The following is an 18,616-nucleotide window of genomic DNA, read 5'->3' on the forward strand; positions in this document are numbered from 1 at the left end:
AATCTGGCGTTTCCTCAACACTGCTTCAGGGCGCTCCTGTCATCGTGGAATTGGGCATCGCTCCCTCGAGCTGGGCTGACACCCCCTTAGACGAAGGAACGCGTCGCGTCCTCAGCGACGGCCACCGCGTTCTGTACGACACAGGCCTCCTCGGAAAGGCTTCCGCAACCGTCACCAGGTAAGGCATCCGCTCCCCGTGGAACACTGGCCTACAAGCAAAACGTGTACCCAGTGCAACAACCCCTTCCAATCAAAACGGAAGCTGTCGTCACATCAGCGTTCGTTTGTGGATCCCCCGTCGGCGACGGATGCAGCGGCGCTGTGGACGGCCGACACCGTGACGCGCCAAGAATCTCATCACGCCGCGTGGCTGGCTGCCTCTAGCTCTGACGAATACGAGCGAGATCCCGTCGGATGTATCGCAGGTGCGCCCACTCCTCCTCCAGGATCACGCGAATGCAGTCGCCGACGCTAGGACGCCAGTCACCGCCACCCCACGGGTTCTCGCGTTCCTCCGCGAGTAAATCCGCCGTCACCGTGGCCAGGAAATCCGTTACCTGTCGTTGTCGCTCTGCCCGAACCGCGAGGATCTCCTCGTACGCCGGCGGGTCCACGCGGAAGATCGACATGTCAAAGCCCATCTCGCCGGCACCGGTGAAAATCTGCCCGATCTCGTGGAACGGTTGCTCCTTCCGCAGGATCCCGCCGCGAAGCCAGGCATCGGTCGCCAGGATGAGGTGCCGCAGGGTCTGAGACAAAGACCACTCGTCCTCTACGTGCGCGTCCACTAGGTCCAGCGGCGTACCCGTCACCGTCTCCTGCCACGCGGACTGCACAGCGTTCCACCCCTCACGAAGGCCTTCAGGCGTCTGCGCCTTCTGCAGCTCGCGGCCCGGGAACTGCCGGTTGAGCTCGGCGTCCACGAGCGGCACCACGTCGACCCCGTTGACGAAGAGGCTGCCGAAAAACAGGTCGTGGCTGTCGATGTCGAGCCCGTCAACGTCGACGCCTCGCATCGATACACCGCTGACATCGGAGAATCGCAGGGTGGCGCCCTTGAAACTCGCCTTAACGAAGGTCGCGCCTTCGAACTCCTTCGTGCCGAAATAGGTCGTCATCGCCCCATTATCCGGTGCAGAGGGGCTAAGAGTAAGAGCTACGCCAGAAAACCACCACCGCTTTAGGCCGGTCCCACCGGTCTCGAAAAGATGGGGAGGTTGACCGCCCGAGAGCACGTTAGGGATCCCTCAGTGACGTTAGGTCTGATCCGACGCTGTCATGAGACGGCCAATCGCGTCCGCTAATTCTGCGACCGTTCGGCGGCCGTCAAGTTCGACAGTTGCCCCAGCTCGAAGCAGCGGTTCAATTTCAAGGACGTACTGGCGGATGCTGCACTGATCTGTGTTCGAGGTGCCGTAGGGGTTGTTCGTGCGGCCTGACACGCGCTCTATTAGGACTTCTATCGGCGCACTGAGCAAAGCAACAGCAGTGAAACGGTCGTAGAAGCGTCCTTGATTTTCGACCGTTCCAGAGATGACTAGAGATGGTTCGGATGAGAGGAGATCTGACATGCGTGATTCATCCCACGTGCCATCGGGGAGCACCCAGCCGTCGTAGTCGGTATCGAGTGTTCGGTAACCCCGACGAGACAACTCAATGAGTACCGTTGTCTTCCCCGTCCCTGACATGCCGGTGATCAGAACGAGAGACATGTTAGCCAGCGTATCCGGTACAAAGTGGCCAAATGCCATGAGGAAGAGGGCAATCCAGCGGTGACGGCCTCAAATTAACCAGCAGGGAGGGTTCCCCCTCCAACTCGGTGTCTCAAAATCTTCCTGTCTCGAATCGCTAAGTTTCAAGACAGCCGGCATGAGCAGACAGCTGATATGTCTGCCCGTGCGGGCCGCGCTCTTCACCATTAGAGGATCAGCTGAGAGCAACGAGGGTGACATTTAGCGCTGCGAAAAGACCGCCATTTATCGCTGCAATTCATATCGTTGCTGCGCTCGCAAAACACCCTCCCGTAAGACCCGTCCGGTGAAGGGGCGGGCCTTATACGGCACCCTCCGCGGGGCCGGAGCAGCGTCCATTTGAAGAACTGCACGCGGTCAACCATCATTTCGAAGGCAACTGCACGGAGAACCTTGGGGCGGCCAACCACTTCCTGCGCCAGATTGAGCCGTTCGATCCGCTCAAGCCCTACAGCAACGGATTGGATGATCTCTTCGGCCTGGTCCACGTCGCCGGCAGCAACAACACGGTGACCAACAACCATTTCTGCTATGACGTCCCGGCGGTTTCTGTGAACCCGCCAACCCAGCCGCCCACCATCGTGCTGGTGGCCTCGGGCAGCAACAACTTCACCGCCACGAACAACACGTTGGCCTCAGTGCCCGTGCGGACAGTAGTCCTTGACGGCGCCACCTCCGGCACGAAGGTCCTCGATTGTGGAACGTCCGCTGAGTTCCAGACCCACGGCAGCCCGCACTCGTTCAGGCCGACACCCTAGGCCGGACCGGGCTCGCGTCGAGTTGGCAGAGGATGGCAATCCGCGGTTCGGTTGCCGCGAACGCCAACTCGGCGCGTCTCAGGTGGAGATCACTCGTAAACGTGCGGCGCCAGCGTGCCCACGAAGTCCAGGTTGCGGTACTTCTCGGCGTAGTCCAGGCCGTAGCCCACCACGAACTCGTTGGGGATGTCGTAGCCCACGTACTTGACGTCGATCTGGACCTTGGCGGCCGTGGGCTTGCGGAACGCCGTGCAGACTTCCACCGAAGCGGTCCCCCGGGATTCGAGGTTGGTCTTCAGCCAGGACAGCGTAAGGCCGGAGTCGATGATGTCCTCCACAATCAGGACGTCCTTGCCCATCAGGTCCGTGTCCAGGTCCTTGAGGATCCGGACCACGCCCGATGACTGGGTGCCCGAACCGTAAGACGAAACTGCCATCCAGTCCATGGATACGTGGCTGTGGAGCGCGCGGGCGAGGTCGGCCATAACCATCACTGCGCCCTTGAGCACGCCAACGATAAGGAGTTCGCGACCTTCGTAGTCTTTGTCAATCTGGGCAGCGAGCTCGGTGATCCGCTGCTGGATCTGTTCCTTGGTGTAGAGAACGTGCTTAAGGTCTGCCTGGACGTCGTTTGAATCCACCAATGGCTCCTGTGTAGATGCGGGGGTGCGACTATTTTTGGGGCGGTTTTTGAGGCCGGAATACTAGCTTCCCACAGCGGGCGCCTTCACGGGGAACGGTGGCACCGCCGTCGGGCTGGACACCGCGTGCAGCGCGCCGGCCAGCGGCGTCCAACTCGGCCAGTGACAGCCGGTAGACGCTCACGCCGCCGGGGAGCTCAACTGGACCGGCGGATCCCTGCCGCCGCAGCAGTGCTTCCGCCGCCAGCAGGCGCTGGTAGCTGGGCTGTTGGCCCCCGACGACGGCCGCGGCCTTGGCGATGACCCGGAACCTGATGGCCGGCGCCAGGTCTGCCAGCGCTTCCTCCGGAAGGCTTAGTTCCGGTCCGGAACGCTCTGCCAGGGCGGCAAAGGTGCTTTCCGCCACGTCCTCAAGATAGTCGGCATCGAGCTGCAGGATGGATGCCGTGCGTGCCAGTGACTCGGCAACGCCGGGCCCCAGCTTTTCCTCAAGCAGCGGCAGAACTTCCACCCGGGTCCGCGAACGGGCAAATGCCGGATCAGCGTTGCTGGGGTCATGCCAGGGCTGCAGCTCTTCAACGTCACAGATCTCCAGGGTGTCCGCGCGGCGGAGCCCCAGAAAAGGCCGGAGCAGGATCCCACGGGCAGGCCTCATCCCGGCCAGGGACCTGGTGCCGGAGCCGCGTGCAAGGCCCAGCAGGACCTGTTCGGCCTGGTCGTCCAGGGTGTGCCCCAGCAGGATGGCAGCTGCTCCCTGTTGGGCAGCGGCGGACTCCAGCGCGGAATGGCGGGCATCCCTTGCGGCTGCCTCCGGACCCATCCCGGTGCTCGCTACAGTCACGGTGAGGACATCCACCGGGGAGAGCCCGAGCTCCTTGAGGGCATCCGCAGTCTGCGCGGCGACCTGGGGCGAACCGTCCTGCAGCTGATGATCCACCACCACCGCCCCGACCGTCACGGGGTGCCCGTCAACGTGGCCGCGGCGGGCGAAGTAGGCAGCCACTGAGGCCAGGGCCAGCGAATCCGGTCCGCCGCTGCAGGCCACCAGCACGTGTGCAGGGTAGCCGGCCTGGGCGAGGGCGTCCCGAACCATTTTGCGCGCCTTGCCGACGACGGGCGCCAGCCTGCCGGGCCGCCGTCGTCCGCTTGGGACCTCCGGCAATTAGAGGCCCATCCGGTCCAGCCACAGCTTGGCGTCGTGGATTTCGGGTTCGGTGGGCAGATGATCCGCGGATTCCCAGACCCTGTTGAACCCCTCCATCCCGGCCACGTCAACCACCCCGCGGACGAACTTGGCGCCGTCGGAGTACTGGCGCATCTTGGCGTCCAGCCCCAGCAGACTGCGGATGAACTTTTCGATCACACCGCGGTCCTTCCCGCGGTCATTGAAGCGCTGCCGGATGGTCTTTACGGACGGCACAATGTTTTCATCCACGGCGTCCATCACCACGTTAGCGTGGCCCTCCAGCAGGCTCATCACCGCTGTCAGGTGGGACAGGGATGCCTTCTCTTCCGGGTTCTGCAGGAGGTCCAGGATGGCACCGCGACCCGGGGTGTCGCCCGTAGCGGCGCGGTCCTTGAGGGAGCGTGCGGCGGCAGAGGCGCGTTCCATCAGGGAGTCCACGTTTCCCAACAGATGCGCGCTGAGGTTGTCGATCTCCGCCAGCATGTGGTGCCTGAGCCACGGCGCCGCAGCGAACTGCACCCGGTGCGTCTGCTCGTGCAGGCAGACCCACAGCCTGAAATCCTCCGGCGTGACGTTGAGCTCGCGCTCCACGGCGACGATGTTGGGAACCACAAGCAGCAGCCGTCCGCCAGCCGGTGCGTTGGAACCCTCGGCCAAGGCAGCGAACGGATCGTACTGGCCCAGGACCTTGCTGGACAGGAAGGCCAGGACGGCGCCCAACTGGCTGCCGGTGATGGCGCCGCTGACGCTGGCGGCCGCAGGGCTGACCGTGCCACGGCGGCTCTCCAGCATCTTTTCAATAGCGGGCCTGAGCATCACCGCGAAGCTTTGGGTGTTGGCCTTGGCCCAGTTGGCGCGGTCCACTACCAGGACGTTTGAGTCACGGAGGTCCCGGGCGGCCTCCAAGCCCGTGATTTCGTGCACGTGCGGGACAGAAGCATCCGCCAGGTGGCGCAGGCTGTCCACGGCGTCGCCGATCTCCGCCGAACTCAACACAGGGCCGGCGGACGCGAGGCGCGCCGCGGTGGAGGCGGCGAGGTCCCAGTTGATCAGGGACTGTGCCGGGGTGGACGACGCGGGCGCTGACGAATCACGTGCAGTGGACTCCATAAGTCCCATCAGAACACAGCGGACGGCGGATCGTCCTTAAGTTCGCTCACCGGCGAACGCCCCAGCAGCCTGGAAGGCGACCTGGGGTCAGGTGCCGACGTAGGCCGCGAGGTGCTTGCCGGTAAGAGTGGGGCGCTCGGCGACAAGGTCTGCGGGTGTGCCCTCGAAGATGATCCGGCCGCCGTCGTGCCCCGCGCCGGGACCCAGGTCGATGATCCAGTCAGCATGCGCCATGACCGCCTGGTGGTGTTCGATGACGATGACTGATTTGCCGGACTCCACCAGGCGGTCGAGGAGGCCCAGCAGGTTCTGGACATCGGCGAGGTGCAGGCCGGTGGTGGGCTCGTCGAGGACGTAGACGTCGCCCCTCTCTGCCATCTGGGTGGCCAGCTTGACGCGCTGCCGCTCGCCGCCAGACAGCGTTGTGAGGGGCTGGCCGAGGGTGAGATAGCCGAGTCCGACGTCCACGAGCCGGTCGAGGATCTTGTGGGCCGCCGGCGTCCGGGCCTCACCGTCGCCAAAGAACACCTCGGCCTCGGTCATCGACATTGCCAGCACTTCGGCGATGTTGCGGCCGCCCAGCTTATATTCCAATACTGACGCCTGGAACCTCTTGCCCTCGCAGACCTCGCAGGTGGACTCGACGGTGGCCATAACGCCCAGCTCGGTGAAGATGACGCCGGCGCCGTTGCATGTGGGACATGCACCTTCTGAGTTGGAGCTGAACAGTGCCGGCTTCACGCCGTTGGCCTTCCCGAATGCCTTGCGGATCGGTTCGAGGAGGCCCGTGTACGTCGCGGGGTTGCTCCGCCGCGATCCCTTGATGGCGCCCTGGTCAATCACCACAACACCGTCGCGGTCGGCCACCGAGCCGTGGATCAGGGAGCTCTTGCCCGAACCCGCAACACCTGTGACCACGCACAGCACGCCAAGCGGAATGTCGACGTCTACGTCCTTGAGATTGTGCGTCGAGGCACCACGCACCTTGAGCGTGCCGGCCGGTGTACGCACCGATTCCCTGACCCTGGCCCGGTCGTCGAGGTGGCGGCCGGTGACGGTGTCGCTTTCCCGCAGCCCCTCCACGCTTCCTTCGAAGCAGACGCTGCCGCCGTCGGTGCCTGCCCCTGGGCCGAGGTCAACCACGTGGTCAGCGATGGCGATGGTCTCCGGCTTGTGCTCGACAACCAGCACGGTGTTGCCTTTGTCGCGCAGCTGCAGCAGCAACTGGTTCATCCGCTCGATGTCATGCGGGTGCAGACCGATCGTCGGCTCGTCAAAGACGTAGGTGACGTCCGTGAGGGACGAGCCCAGGTGCCGGATCATCTTGGTACGCTGGGCCTCTCCCCCGGACAGCGTGCCCGCCGGCCGCTCCAGCGACAGGTAACCCAGCCCGATTTCGGCGAACGAGTCGAGCAGGTGCTGCAAACCTTTCAGGAGCGGCGCGACCGAAGGCGCCTTCAGCTCGCGGACCCACGCGGCAAGATCGCTGATCTGCATCTCGCAGAGGTCGGCGATGTTCTTGCCCTGGATCTTCGAGGATCTGGCCTCCGCGCTGAGCCTTGTGCCGTCGCATTCGGGGCAGGCCTGAAACGTGATGGCGCGCTCCACGAAGGCCCGGATGTGGGGCTGCATCGCCTCGACGTCCTTGGAGAGCATCGATTTCTGGATTTTCGGGATCAGGCCCTCGTAGGTGAGGTTGATGCCCTCGACCTTGATTTTGGTCGGTTCCTTGTAGAGAAGGTCGTGCAGTTCCTTCTTGGTAAACTTCGCGATCGGCTTGTCCATGTTGAAGCCGGCGCCGCTGAAGATGCGGCCGTACCAGCCGTCCATGCTGTAGCCGGGGACTGTCAGGGCGCCTTCGCCGAGCGACTTGCTGTCGTCGTACAGCGCAGAGAGGTCGAAGTCGGAGACCGAGCCCATGCCCTCGCAGCGCGGACACATGCCGCCCAGATAGACCGCGTTTTGGACGACGCTCTTCTCGACCCTTCCGCTCTTCTCGGTGCTCATCACCCCGCTGGCCTTCCGCGTCGGGACGTTGAACGAGAATGCCGTGGGCGGGCCGACGTAGGGGGCGCCCAGCCGGCTGAAGAGGATTCGGAGCATGGCATTGGCATCGGTGGCAGTGCCCACTGTGGAGCGGGGGTTCGCGCCCATCCGCTCCTGGTCAACGATGATCGCCGTCGTCAGCCCCTCAAGGTGGTCGACCTCGGGCCGCGCCAGGTTGGGCATGAAGCCCTGTACGAATGCGCTGTAGGTTTCGTTGATCATCCGCTGCGACTCTGCAGCGATGGTGCTGAACACCAACGAACTCTTGCCCGAACCAGAGACGCCGGTGAACACGGTCAGCCGGCGCTTCGGCAGATCGACGCTGATGTCCTTGAGGTTGTTCTCACGCGCGCCCTGCACGCGGATCACATCGTGGCTGTCGGCAACGTGCAGCGCAGGCGACTGCGTGTCCGTCCTCGTGGCAGTGCTCATCGTTTCTCCATCCGTTAGGCGGGCCGGCCTTCGCGGTTTCCATCGGCGTTGCCGGGCTCGATGTGACCAGCTTAGAGCAGTGTTCGTCTGGTTATCCTTCGCCGGAACGGCCGCGGCAAAGGTCACCTTCGGTGTGCTGGCCGGATTTGTCAACGGATTTGGCGTGCCCTCTCAGGCCCCGGCTGGTGGTGGCCGGGCAAGCGGCCTGCCGTCTAGCCCGTTCAGCCCGAGTAGGAACTTGCGGTCCCTCCCTGGAGCCGACGGCGGGGAGTTGCCCGGGTAGGGTGGTGCCTGCGGCAAAACCTAGGGTTCGGCTTCTGTCATCCGGCGCTGGGAACCCCTGATCTCGATCGCAGTTTTGGTGCCAATCGAACGGAGCTAACGGTGGTCCTGGCTGTAATCATTGCTTGCGAGATCGGCTTTTGGGTTGCTGTCCTGGGCGGACTGGCGGCCCGGTATCTTCTTGGTTCCCGGCACGTCGGCACAGCCCTCTTGGTTTGCGCTCCGCTCATTGACGTTGTGCTCTTGGGTGCGGTCACCGCTCACTTGGCAACTGGGGCCACGGCCTCGTGGCACCACGGGCTGGCTGCCCTCTATATAGGATTCTCCGTGACCTACGGCCACCGCATGATTGCTTGGGCAGACGACCGTTTCTCGCGTCGCTTCGCCGGCGGATCGCTGCCGGTGAAGCCAACCGGAGCGCAGTATACGAAGCAGTGCTGGACCGATGTTATTCGGACCATGGTCGCCGCGATCATTGCTGCCGGAATCATCGCGGCAATCACATGGTGGATAGGTAACTCCGCCCGCACCGAAGCGCTCACCGGCTGGTACGGCGTTCTCGGCATCATTGTGGCGATCGAGTTAATCTGGGCAGCCAGCTTCAGCATCTGGCCGCGAAAATCAGTGGAGTCGCCGGCGCGAGGCAAGAGTGCCGGCCAACCGGCCGAAGCTCGGGAATAGACCCTTGATGCGCTCCTTAGCGGGTAGTTTCGAGCCCCATGAGCACAGGAAAAGGTCTTCAGACGGCCACGTGCGGTGGGCAGGATCCGGGTTTACCGTGGATAAATGGATTACCTGAGAGGTCCTTTGTATCTGGACGTCGCTTCGAAGGGTCTGTGCCTGGCCGGCGTCGTGATGATGATTTTCGGGCAGGGCGGATGGTTTGCTGCCGGGGTAGTCGCCGTGGTGATTGGCGTGCTGTTGGGCGCGTGGTCCATGGTTGCCGTCCGACGAATGCGGCGAAAGGGGACAGACCCACAGCCGGAGCACAGGATGCCGAAAGCAGGGACCTAAACCAGGCGGGCACCGTGGTGTTAAGAGGCACCTGCTTCACAAGCCACCCTGAGGAGGACCCGATGATTCCCTACCGTCCCGTTGCGCCGCTGACCGTTGGACCCGGGAAGGGTTGGAAGTCGGTGCTCGCCGCCGTCGTCATGGCAGCCCTGCTGGGAACGACGGCCACCGCCGCTGTCGCTGCGGAGGCTGGGACCCCCGCGGCGGCCGCTTCGTCCACCACTGCCGAAGATCCGGCGGCCAAGGGTGCCGACCGGGATCCCGCCGTTTCCTAGCTGCAGCCGCAGGCCGCGAGCGCGGTGGCGGCTCGGTCCAGGGCCTCCTTGTTGCCGTCTGCTCCGGGCCTGAGGCCGTTGCCGATGAAGGAGAAGACCAGCAGGCGGCCGTCCGCGTCCACCACGTAGCCGCTGAGCGCGATCACCGAGTTCAGAGTCCCTGTCTTGGCCCGCACCAGACCGGCACCGCCAGACGTTGAATCGTCCCCGTACCGCGTGTCCAGGGTTCCGGTGAGGCCAGCCACCGGAAAGCCGGCCAGAGCAGCGCGGAGCCGGGTGTCCGTGCCTGAGGTGATGGCGCGCACCACTTCCGCGAACTGCCGTGCCGAGACCTGGTTGTCCAGCGCCAGCCCGCACACATCCGCGAGCCTCATGGTGTCCGTGGGAATGCCCAGCTCTGTGAGCTGGGCACGCACCGTGGCGGTGGCGGCATCGTTGGTGGCCGGCTGACCCGTGGCCGCGGCAGCCATCCGTCCCAAGACCTCGGCCAGGTAGTTGTCCGAAGTCTGCAGCATCAGGTCAACCTGTTGGCTCACCGTCGCGGACTGCACTTCGGCCAGGACTACAGGCCGGGCGGCAACCGCTTCTGGAGGCCCTGAATCTGCAGCCCTGGACGCGGTGAAACGTTCGACGCCGGCTTTTACCGTCAGGCCCGCGGCGGCACCCGCCGTCTTGAGCTGGACCGCAAAGGCCTCTGCGGCGGAAACCGCGGAATCCTGCGGGCGGGGACCGGTGGTTACGGCGGGGTCAAAGCGGGCAGAGTTCAGTGCGAGCGGATACAGCGGTGCCATTTCCCCGGCTTCCACATCCCCTTGCGCCCAGGCCGGGTTCAGGGCCGGTCCGCTGAAGAGCGAATCGTCCACCAGGACCGTCACCTCCCCGGCGGTTCCGTTCTGCTTCAGTGCGGCCACGGTGGATGCGGCCAGCGTAGCGAGTCCCGCGTGGCCCATCACCTGGTCCACCGCCGACTCACCGGCACGCAGAAGGACGTCGCCGCCGCCCGTGAGCACCACCTGCCCGGCCGAGGGACCGGCCACGACCTTGGTGCTGAACCGCCGCTCTGGCCCGATGGCCCGCAAGGCGGCGACGGCGGTGAGCAGCTTCATGTTGGAGGCCGGGATTCTGTTGTCAGAACCGCCGCGGTCAAACAGGACCTGGCCGGTGAGCGCGTCCTGGACCAGCCCCGTAAAGTTGCCGCCGCCGTCGGCCTTTAACAGTGGCTCCACCTGCGCCGTGACGGCGGACGCGAGCGGAACTGGCGCTGAATCCTGCAGCGGGGGCAAGCCCTGCCGGGGGGAAAGAGTCGCAGGGACCTGCTGCCACGAGGGAGGGCCGGGGGTGGCGGCAGGCTGTTCCGGGCCCATGAAGGCCGGCGCGACCACCAGGGCCGCTGGGATGGCGAGGGCCACGATCAGCACCAGCAGCAGAGCCACTGGCCATGCCTGCCGCAGGCGACTGACCAGGCGCCGGAGCGCTTTCGGGACAGCCCCCGGGCCGGATGTTTCGTTCATGTGGTGCTGGTCCTCAAGTCCTGAAATTCCCCACAGTTCCTGAAACTTGGGCCTCTCGCTATATCCTCAATAGTAGTCGGCGGCACCGACACTCCATTTGTTGAACGTCACCTGTGCCGCGAACCCCCTGCAATTGCCGAGGAGCATTCCATGAAGCATGACGTCACCATCGAGATCCCCAAGGGGTCCCGCGTCAAGTACGAAGTCGACCACGAGACCGGCCGCGTCCGCCTGGACCGCGTCCTCTTCACCTCCATGCAGTACCCCACACACTACGGATTTTTCGAGAACACGCTGGGCGAAGACGGCGACCCGCTGGATGCACTGGTGCTCCTGCAGGACTTCGATCTGCACCCCGGCGTCATTGTGGAGTCCCGCCCCATCGGCGTCTTCAACATGACCGACGACGGCGGCGGAGACGCCAAGGTCCTCTGCGTCCCGGTTGACGCCCGCTTTGACCACATCCAGGAAGTCACCGATGTCAGCGAATTCCTGATTAAGGAAATCGAGCACTTCTTCACCCGCTACAAGGACCTGGAGCCGGGCAAGTGGGTCAAGGCCGAAGGCTGGGGCGACCGCGCCGCCGCCGAGGCCGAGCTGGAAGCGTCCATCAAGCGTTACGTCCCGGCAGCGCACTAACAACTAACCATCGACGGCGGTTGGTACGGTCCCTTCGACCGCGCCAACCGCCGTCGTCATCTGCGAGTTTTTGTCCAGATATCGGGCTTTCCGCAGCACTAAAGTCCGATAACCTGGACAAAGACTCCGAAGGAAACTGTGGAGTCGTTGCCCCGTGAGTTCCGAACCTTCGTTTGAACCGCCCTGCGGTCCGGTCACCGGCTGGCGGGACGGTGACGTGGTGCGCGCAACGGGAATCCCGTATGCCACTGCCGGCCGCTTCCAACCCCCGGTGAGTGCACCGGCCTGGACCTCGGTTTTTGCCGCGACATCACCCTCCCCGGCCTGTCCACAGGGCCCGGTGCCCTTCCTGGACGACATCCTGGGCACCCGGTACGGCGAGCTCCCCGGAAGTGAGGACTGCCAGTGCCTTTCGATCACTGTGCCGGGCGACCTTACCGACGGCGAGCTGGTCCCGGTGATGGTGTGGCTGCACGGCGGTTCGTATACTTCGGGTTCCGGGGACCTGGCGATCTTTGACCCCAAGGCCCTTGTTGCCGAGAACCGGGTCATCGTCGTCTCCGTAACGTACCGCCTGGGCTTGTTCGGATATTTGGCAACAGGCACGGGCCGTCCCGCGAACCTCGGTCTCCTGGACCAGCTCGAAGCGTTCCGTTGGGTGCAGCGCAATATCGCCGCCTTCGGGGGCGACCCGGAACGCGTCACCGCTTTCGGGCAGTCCGCAGGAGGCGACGCGGTAGCCCACCTCATGGCGACTCCGGAAGCGCCCACCTTGTTCCAGCGGGCCATCATCCAGAGCGCACCGCTGGGCATCACCCGCGGCCGGGAGCGAATGAGCCGCGCCATGGGGATCGCGGCGGAGGCCGTCACGGAGAACACCCCTGCTATGGACGTCGTGGCTATTGAGGACCGCGTTTCCCAGGTGGCGCGGAAATACGGGCTAATGGCGGCCATGCCGTTCGGTACCCAATACGGGCACGCCCCGTTGCCGCCGGAAACCGGGGTTGAGTCGGCATGGAACACAACAGCTCCTGACATCGAGGTGCTGATCGGGCACACGTCTGAAGAGGCACGCCTGTTCCTGCCACGCAGCCCCCTGGTCAGCCTGCTGGGCAAAGTCCCGGTTCTCGGCAGTGCGGCCGTCAGGATGATCAGCTGGGTGGTGACGGAAGCGGTGTATGGCAGGGCAGCCCGGAAGTTCGCACGCCGCCACGCCCGCGCCGGCGGCAAGGCCCACAGCTACGTACTCTCCTGGGGAGCACCCGGCAACTACTACGGCGCCGCCCACACCGTGGACCTGCCGCTGCTGTTTGGAAACCAGAAGACCTGGGCAGCTGCCGGGCTTCTCGACGGCGCCACCTGGGAAGAGATCAACGACGTCGGACGGGCGCTGCGTGGGCTGTGGGCATCTTTTGCCCGCGGGAACGGCCTGGGCGATAGCGGCGGCATCCCCCGCGCGTTTCACTACCGCTCGGCGTAGGCGCCGAGCGACCAGTTCCGGATTTCCTCCGGATCCTCGCCGTGGGTCCGGGTGTGTTCGCGGGCTAGAATTTGCCGGTCCTGCAGGGCTTGGCGCAGCAGCGAGTGCTTTTCGGCCAGGCCCGGCACCCGGTCAATGGCATCGATGGCCAGCTGGAAGCGGTCGATGCCATTGAGCATGGCCATGTCGAACGGCGTGGTGGTGGTCCCCTCCTCCTTGTAGCCGCGTACGTGCAGTCCCTCCTGGTTGGTACGGCGGTAAGCCAGCCGGTGGATCAGCGCCGGATAGCCGTGGTACGCGAAAATGATCGGCTTGTCCGCGGTGAATATCCCGTCAAAGTCCCGCTTCGGGAGTCCATGCGGATGCTCACTCGAATCCTGGAGCCGCATCAGGTCCACCACGTTGACCACCCGGATCTTCAGGCCCGGAGCCCCCTCCCTGAGCAGTTCGGCCGCTGCCACCGTCTCCACGGTGGGGACATCGCCGGCGCAGGCCAGCACAACGTCTGGCTCCTCCCCCGGCACCTCCGAACCCGCGAACTCCCAGATGCCCAGACCTCGCCGGCAGTGGTGCGCCGCGTCTGCAGGTCCAAGCCAGGTAGGCGAGGGCTGTTTGCCGCTGACCACGATGTTCACGTAGTCCGTTGATGCCAGGCAGTGTTCCATGACGGAAAGCAGGGTGTTCACGTCCGGCGGCAGGTATACCCGGATGACCTCGGCCTTCTTGTTGATCGCGTGGTCGATGAAGCCCGGATCCTGATGCGAAAAGCCGTTGTGGTCCTGCTGCCAGACGTGGGAGGACAGCAGGTAGTTCAGGGAGGCCACGGGCTGGCGCCAGTGGAGTTTCCGATGGACCTTCAGCCACTTTGCGTGTTGGTTGAACATCGAGTCAACGATGTGGATGAAGGCCTCGTAGCAGCTGAACACGCCATGCCGGCCCGTCAGGAGGTAGCCCTCCAGCCAGCCTTGGCACAGGTGCTCGCTAAGCACCTCCAGGACCCGGCCGGAGCGGGCAAGGTGCTCGTCGGCGTCGTCGATCCGATACTGCCACACCTTGTCGGTGACCTCGTAGACGTTCTGGAGCCGGTTGGATGCCGTTTCGTCGGGGCCGAAGAGGCGGAACGTCTCCATGTTCAGCGAGATGACGTCGCGCATCCAGGAGCCCAGCGTGATCATGGGGCTGACCCGCTCGGTTCCTGGCTCCGCCACGTCCACCGCGTGTTCGGCGTAGGCCGGCAGCTCCAGCGCACGGCGCAGCAGCCCGCCGTTGGCGTGCGGCGTGGCGCTCATGCGGAAGTTCCCGGTGGGTGCGGTCTCCGCGATGTCAGGCCGGAGCCGGCCGTCGCCGTCGAACAATTCCTCCGGCCGGTACGACAGCAGCCACTCCTCCAACTGCTGCAGGTGCTCAGTGTTGGTGCGGACTTCGGCCAGCGGAACCTGGTGGCTCCGCCACGTGCCCTCCACCTGCTGTCCGTCCACCGTTCGCGGGCCTGTCCAGCCCTTGGGTGAGCGCAGCACAATCATGGGCCACCGCGGTGCGCCGTCCGCTTCGTGGCCGTCTTCCTTGCCGGGAGCGCGGCGTGAGTCCTGGATGGCGCGGATTCCGGCCACGCAGTCTTCGAGCGCCGCGGCAAAGTCGCGGTGCGCGTGGGCAGTGTCGTCCGGATCCGAGACCGTCACAAAGTAGGGTTCGTGTCCGTAGCCGCGCAGGAGCTGCTCCAGCTGCTCCTCCGGCATGCGCGCCAGGATGGTGGGGTTGGCGATCTTGTAGCCGTTCAGGTGCAGGATGGGCAGCACGGCGCCGTCCGCTGCGGGGTCCACGAAGTTATGCGAATGCCAGCTCGCCGCCAGCGGTCCGGTTTCCGCTTCACCGTCTCCGATCACGACGGCTGTGATCAGCTGGGGATTGTCGAACACCGAACCGTACGCGTGTGCCAGCGCGTAGCCCAGCTCGCCGCCTTCGCTGATGGATCCAGGGGTCTCCGGCGCAGCATGGCTGGGGATGCCGCCCGGGTACGAAAACTGCCGGAACAGTTCAGCCATCCCGGCCTCATCATTGCGTACGTGGCCGTAGATTTCGGAGTAGGTCCCCTCCAGCCAGGCGTTGGCCACCACCGCGGGTCCGCCGTGGCCGGGCCCCGCGACAAAGAGCATTTCGTGGGAGTCCCTGCGGATCAGCCGGTTCAGGTGGGCGTAAACAAAGTTCAGCCCGGGGGTGGTGCCCCAATGCCCCAGGAGGCGGGATTTGGTGTCCTCGGCGGTCAGCGGTTTCCGCAGCAGCGCGTTGGAGCGCAGGTATATCTGCCCTACGGAAAGGTAGTTTGCTGCCCGCCACCAACGGTCCACGTGTTCCAGTTCGTCCTGCCCCATGCTGCCGGCCATAACCATCCTCACGTTGCTCCTGCCGCATCCAGCAGCCGATCCTCCATCGCAACATCTGCAGCGCGCGGGCACAACCCTTGGACGGGCCGTGTTGTGTCCTTTGCCCCCGAACCGCGTTGTGATGATCCTCCCGGGCTGCGTTTGCCTGGGGCCGCCATCCGCCCTTGCCCCGAGACTACCTACGGGTATTCTTTGATCCACAATGTTCACGTTGACCATCAACCAAACGGATAGCCGGCGCGACGGCGACCGCGTCCCTCAGCTGTTGAAGGACCTGCGGCACATTCCGGCGCGCCTTGACTTCGACCGGTCGGTGGAGGACGAGGTACAGGGCATTGTGGACTGCCCGCACCAGGCGGTGGAGGCTGCGCTGATCGCCCTGCGGTGCGGTTCCTGGTACGTGGGGATCGGTGTGGGGCCCGTCAATGAACCGCTGCCCAACCAGATCAAGGACGCATCCGGGCACGGCCTCATCTACGCCAGGCGTGCTGTGGACCGCCTCCGGAACGGCAAGGACCGGGTGCCGGTGGCCGTGGAAGGCCCGCTCGCTGACCTGGCCCACGAGGCCGAGGCCGTGCTCCGGCTGATGGGGCACATTGTCCGCGGCAGGTCCGGCGCCGAATGGCGAGTACTGGACCTCATGACTCCAGGCGTCCGCGGCCAGCAGAAAGCCGTGGCCCAGGAATTGGGGATAACCACCCAGGCCGTCAGCAAAGCGGTGGCCAGGGCCCAGTGGAACGAGGAACACGCTGCCCGCCCGGCCGCCGCCCGGCTGCTGGCGCTGATCCTTGAGGTGCGCTGAACGGCACAGTTATTGCAAGGCACCGAAGCCGGGGAGGATTTTCTCGTAACGGGCCTTCGGCCGGCGGTGCCGGGCACTCCCGTAGAGCACCGCTCCGGTCCAGGTTCGGCCTTTCCCGCCCTAGAGGAGGCTGCGAAGCACGTGGGCGGCGCCATCCTCGAACACGGAGTGCGTGACTTCGTCCGCGGCGGCGATGACTTCCTCAGGCGCCTGGCCCATGGCCACTCCACGGCCGGCCCAGGTGAGCATCTCGATATCGTTCCGGCCGTCACCGATCGCCACCGTCCGGTGCGATTCGATCTCCAGCTGGTCTCGGAGGTGCTCCAGCGCGCTGGCCTTGGTCACCCCGGCCGCGGCGATGTCCAGCCACGCAGTCCAGCCCACGGAGTAGGTGACTCCTGCAAGGCCGACGTGCTTGATGGCCTGCTTGAATTCTTCCGGCGTGTTCTCGGTGCTGAACACCACCACCCGCACGGCTGTGGCTTCCAGCATGGTGTGGAAGTCGACGCCGATGGCCTCCACCCCGAAGCTGGCGTCCTGGAAGCGCTCCGTAGACAGGAAGTTGCCGTTCTCGTCCTCAAGGGCGTACTTGGCGGACGGGAGCCGCTCGCGGAGGGCCCGCAGGGCGGGGGCGGGGTCGAAAGTTTCCTTGCGGATGACCTCATAGCCATCGGTCAGCTCCGGATCCAGCCGGAGCGTCACGCCGCCGTTGCAGCAAACGGCATAGCCCCGTTCGATGCCGATCTGCTCAATGATGGGCAGGGTTGCGTTGAGCGAGCGGCCCGTGGCGATCATGACCGTATGGCCGGCCGCTACTACTGCCTGGGTAGCCTCACGGACAGGGGCCGACATGTGGCCGTCGTGGTCCACCAGGGTGCCGTCAACGTCCAGTGCGACCATGAGCTTGTTGCTTGTCTTTGTGTTTTCGTTCTCTCGCCGGTCATCGTTGCCAGCGACTGAGGTTTCAGTCAATGTAGTCATTCATCTAGTAGAGCAGACACCCCCGACTCAGGCTAGGACGCAGACCACAGGCTCTATGAACACCCGGTAAATACTCACAGGGTTATCCCCGTTGTGAGTGTTAACCTCCGGGGCTTCCTCCGCACCGCCTCGCCCTGAAATCCCCCTCTGATGGTCATTTCCCCGCGGCGCTCTCGGGGGAAATGACCATCAGAGGGGGAATCTGTGGGGCTTATCCACATGCAGCCTGCTTGCTCTGGCTGCAGCCGGTGGCCGGGCCCAGCATGGGGACATGGAATCCGACCCGCCTGCCCTCATTCTTGCCCGCCACAGGCGCGCCCTTCGCGGTACCAGCCGTGACTTGAGCCGCGCCTACGCCAAGGGTGCCTTGGTCCGCGTCCGGCACGGTATCTACTACAGCAAGCCGGCATGGACTTCGCTCAAGGCCTGGGAGCGTTATTCCGTGACTACGGCCGCTGTGGCTTGCGCAGACCCTCGCACCGTGTTTTGCTACCTGACAGCGCTGCGTGTTTGGAGACTGCCTGTCCCGGGCGTACCTGAGCACATCCACATCCTTACAGCTTCACCGCACAAAGCCGGATGTCTGCCACCCACCACCCATGCCGCGAAGGACCCGAAGACAGGCCTCACGGGGCTTGAGAACGTCCGTGGCTATGGAATCGCGCGGCACCACTGGACGGCCGACGTCGTGCCGCGCCGGGGAACGACGGTCACCTCCCTAGTCCAGACGTTAACCGACTCCATCGTCCGCATGGAGCTTCCTGAGGCCGTCGCCGTCGTCGACCAGGTGCTGAGCGTCCAACGACCGGAAGGCGAGCGGCTGACCAGGGATGAGTTGACGCGGGCGGCGGCGCTGATTACTTCTGCGGCCAAGCGGAGTCGCATCCTTGAAGTGCTTGCGTTGGCCGACGAGACCGCGGAGTCTGTCGGAGAATCGCGGAGCCGGGCACTCATCCACGTGTTGGGGCTTCCGGCACCTGCCCTGCAGCACACGTTTCACGACGCCGAAGGGTTCGTCGCCAGGGCGGATTTCTTCTGGCGCGAATTGGGTGTAATCGGCGAGTTCGACGGCGACGCCAAGTATCTCGACGACGCGCTGCTGGGCGGCAAAAGCACCCGGGCAGCCATCCTGGCTGAGAAAAAGCGTGAGGACAGGCTCAGGTCGTTGGGCTACACAGTGGTCCGCTGGGACTGGAGGGCCGTGACCAACCCGCAGTTGCTGGGCCAGAAACTCGCAGCGGCGGGGATAACAGCGCAGAAATCCCCGCGGCGTGGTCAATTCCCCGCGGCATTACCGGGGGAATTGACCACATGACGGGGATAACCT

At 64.8% G+C, this 18,616-nt stretch carries 17 protein-coding genes; 8 read left to right on the plus strand and 9 right to left on the minus strand.

The features are described from left to right. Positions 1-380: 380 nt before the first annotated feature. Complete coding sequence (locus QFZ30_RS19710; protein ID WP_307079146.1) at positions 381-1,118, minus strand: DinB family protein; 738 nt, start codon at positions 1,116-1,118, stop codon at positions 381-383. Positions 1,119-1,256: 138 nt separating this feature from the next. Then, positions 1,257-1,712 (minus strand): AAA family ATPase, encoded by a 456-nt coding sequence (locus QFZ30_RS19715; protein WP_307079148.1) that lies wholly within the window; start codon positions 1,710-1,712, stop codon positions 1,257-1,259. A 500-nt stretch (positions 1,713-2,212) separates the two neighbouring features. Here QFZ30_RS19715 and QFZ30_RS19720 point away from each other — a divergent pair, with 500 nt between their 5' ends. Then, positions 2,213-2,509, plus strand: a complete 297-nt coding sequence (locus QFZ30_RS19720; protein WP_307079150.1) for a hypothetical protein — start codon at positions 2,213-2,215, stop codon at positions 2,507-2,509. Between the two features lie 89 nt (positions 2,510-2,598). On the opposite strand, the gene hpt is transcribed toward QFZ30_RS19720, so the two are convergent. The 4 genes from hpt to QFZ30_RS19740 all read right to left on the minus strand — a co-directional run bounded on the left by hpt (position 2,599) and on the right by QFZ30_RS19740 (position 7,924). Next, positions 2,599-3,150, minus strand: coding sequence for a hypoxanthine phosphoribosyltransferase (gene hpt / locus QFZ30_RS19725; protein ID WP_307079151.1), 552 nt, complete (start codon positions 3,148-3,150; stop codon positions 2,599-2,601). Positions 3,151-3,181: 31 nt separating this feature from the next. Next, positions 3,182-4,243: a tRNA lysidine(34) synthetase TilS gene (gene tilS / locus QFZ30_RS19730; protein WP_307079153.1), complete on the minus strand. Its 1,062-nt coding sequence runs from the start codon at positions 4,241-4,243 to the stop codon at positions 3,182-3,184. A 69-nt stretch (positions 4,244-4,312) separates the two neighbouring features. Beyond that, positions 4,313-5,446: a zinc-dependent metalloprotease gene (locus QFZ30_RS19735; protein WP_307079155.1), complete on the minus strand. Its 1,134-nt coding sequence runs from the start codon at positions 5,444-5,446 to the stop codon at positions 4,313-4,315. A gap of 87 nt (positions 5,447-5,533) precedes the next feature. Beyond that, positions 5,534-7,924, minus strand: a complete 2,391-nt coding sequence (locus QFZ30_RS19740; RefSeq protein WP_307079157.1) for an excinuclease ABC subunit UvrA — start codon at positions 7,922-7,924, stop codon at positions 5,534-5,536. A gap of 609 nt (positions 7,925-8,533) precedes the next feature. Between QFZ30_RS19740 and QFZ30_RS19745 the strand changes: the two genes are divergently transcribed. The 3 genes from QFZ30_RS19745 (at position 8,534) to QFZ30_RS19755 (ending at position 9,495) form a co-directional block, all read left to right on the plus strand. Then, positions 8,534-8,887: a hypothetical protein gene (locus tag QFZ30_RS19745; protein WP_307079159.1), complete on the plus strand. Its 354-nt coding sequence runs from the start codon at positions 8,534-8,536 to the stop codon at positions 8,885-8,887. Positions 8,888-8,992: 105 nt separating this feature from the next. Next, entirely contained in the window at positions 8,993-9,220 is a 228-nt protein-coding gene (locus tag QFZ30_RS19750) for a hypothetical protein (RefSeq protein ID WP_307079161.1), read from the plus strand. 62 nt (positions 9,221-9,282) lie between these two features. Then, entirely contained in the window at positions 9,283-9,495 is a 213-nt protein-coding gene (locus QFZ30_RS19755; protein WP_307079162.1) for a hypothetical protein, read from the plus strand. On the opposite strand, the gene dacB is transcribed toward QFZ30_RS19755, so the two are convergent. Further along, positions 9,492-11,006, minus strand: a complete 1,515-nt coding sequence (gene dacB, locus QFZ30_RS19760) for a D-alanyl-D-alanine carboxypeptidase/D-alanyl-D-alanine endopeptidase (RefSeq protein ID WP_307079164.1) — start codon at positions 11,004-11,006, stop codon at positions 9,492-9,494. The two genes, QFZ30_RS19755 and dacB, sit on opposite strands and share 4 nt — an antisense overlap. 150 nt (positions 11,007-11,156) lie before the next feature. On the opposite strand from dacB, the gene QFZ30_RS19765 reads away from it, so the two are divergent. After that, complete coding sequence (locus tag QFZ30_RS19765; protein WP_307079166.1) at positions 11,157-11,645, plus strand: inorganic diphosphatase; 489 nt, start codon at positions 11,157-11,159, stop codon at positions 11,643-11,645. Between the two features lie 154 nt (positions 11,646-11,799). Beyond that, positions 11,800-13,125, plus strand: coding sequence for a carboxylesterase family protein (locus QFZ30_RS19770; RefSeq protein ID WP_307079168.1), 1,326 nt, complete (start codon positions 11,800-11,802; stop codon positions 13,123-13,125). Here QFZ30_RS19770 and QFZ30_RS19775 read toward each other — a convergent pair. Next, on the minus strand, positions 13,110-15,506 hold the full coding sequence (locus QFZ30_RS19775; protein ID WP_307079170.1) for a phosphoketolase family protein: 2,397 nt from the start codon (positions 15,504-15,506) through the stop codon (positions 13,110-13,112). The genes QFZ30_RS19770 and QFZ30_RS19775 overlap by 16 nt on opposite strands. A gap of 202 nt (positions 15,507-15,708) precedes the next feature. Here QFZ30_RS19775 and QFZ30_RS19780 point away from each other — a divergent pair, with 202 nt between their 5' ends. Beyond that, complete coding sequence (locus QFZ30_RS19780; protein ID WP_307079172.1) at positions 15,709-16,308, plus strand: hypothetical protein; 600 nt, start codon at positions 15,709-15,711, stop codon at positions 16,306-16,308. A gap of 120 nt (positions 16,309-16,428) precedes the next feature. On the opposite strand, the gene QFZ30_RS19785 is transcribed toward QFZ30_RS19780, so the two are convergent. Continuing rightward, complete coding sequence (locus QFZ30_RS19785) at positions 16,429-17,289, minus strand: HAD family hydrolase (protein ID WP_307079174.1); 861 nt, start codon at positions 17,287-17,289, stop codon at positions 16,429-16,431. 271 nt (positions 17,290-17,560) lie between these two features. On the opposite strand from QFZ30_RS19785, the gene QFZ30_RS19790 reads away from it, so the two are divergent. Beyond that, entirely contained in the window at positions 17,561-18,604 is a 1,044-nt protein-coding gene (locus tag QFZ30_RS19790) for a hypothetical protein (protein WP_307079176.1), read from the plus strand. The last annotated feature ends 12 nt before the right edge of the window (positions 18,605-18,616 follow it).

Origin of the sequence: Arthrobacter pascens (assembly GCF_030815585.1) — a bacterium.
Taxonomy (GTDB): Bacteria; Actinomycetota; Actinomycetes; order Actinomycetales; family Micrococcaceae; genus Arthrobacter; species Arthrobacter pascens_A.

Bases quoted from the DNA above. Each gene is read 5' to 3' on its own strand.
- QFZ30_RS19710 (WP_307079146.1), bottom strand. From the start codon at position 1,118: ATGACGACCTATTTCGGCACGAAGGAGTTCGAAGGCGCGACCTTCGTT.
- QFZ30_RS19715 (WP_307079148.1), bottom strand. From the start codon at position 1,712: ATGTCTCTCGTTCTGATCACCGGCATGTCAGGGACGGGGAAGACAACG.
- tilS (WP_307079153.1), bottom strand. From the start codon at position 4,243: ATGGTTCGGGACGCCCTCGCCCAGGCCGGCTACCCTGCACACGTGCTG.
- QFZ30_RS19735 (WP_307079155.1), bottom strand. From the start codon at position 5,446: ATGGAGTCCACTGCACGTGATTCGTCAGCGCCCGCGTCGTCCACCCCG.
- QFZ30_RS19740 (WP_307079157.1), bottom strand. From the start codon at position 7,924: ATGAGCACTGCCACGAGGACGGACACGCAGTCGCCTGCGCTGCACGTT.
- QFZ30_RS19750 (WP_307079161.1), top strand. From the start codon at position 8,993: ATGGATTACCTGAGAGGTCCTTTGTATCTGGACGTCGCTTCGAAGGGT.
- QFZ30_RS19755 (WP_307079162.1), top strand. From the start codon at position 9,283: ATGATTCCCTACCGTCCCGTTGCGCCGCTGACCGTTGGACCCGGGAAG.
- dacB (WP_307079164.1), bottom strand. From the start codon at position 11,006: ATGAACGAAACATCCGGCCCGGGGGCTGTCCCGAAAGCGCTCCGGCGC.
- QFZ30_RS19765 (WP_307079166.1), top strand. From the start codon at position 11,157: ATGAAGCATGACGTCACCATCGAGATCCCCAAGGGGTCCCGCGTCAAG.
- QFZ30_RS19775 (WP_307079170.1), bottom strand. From the start codon at position 15,506: ATGGCCGGCAGCATGGGGCAGGACGAACTGGAACACGTGGACCGTTGG.
- QFZ30_RS19780 (WP_307079172.1), top strand. From the start codon at position 15,709: ATGTTCACGTTGACCATCAACCAAACGGATAGCCGGCGCGACGGCGAC.
- QFZ30_RS19785 (WP_307079174.1), bottom strand. From the start codon at position 17,289: ATGACTACATTGACTGAAACCTCAGTCGCTGGCAACGATGACCGGCGA.
- QFZ30_RS19790 (WP_307079176.1), top strand. From the start codon at position 17,561: ATGGAATCCGACCCGCCTGCCCTCATTCTTGCCCGCCACAGGCGCGCC.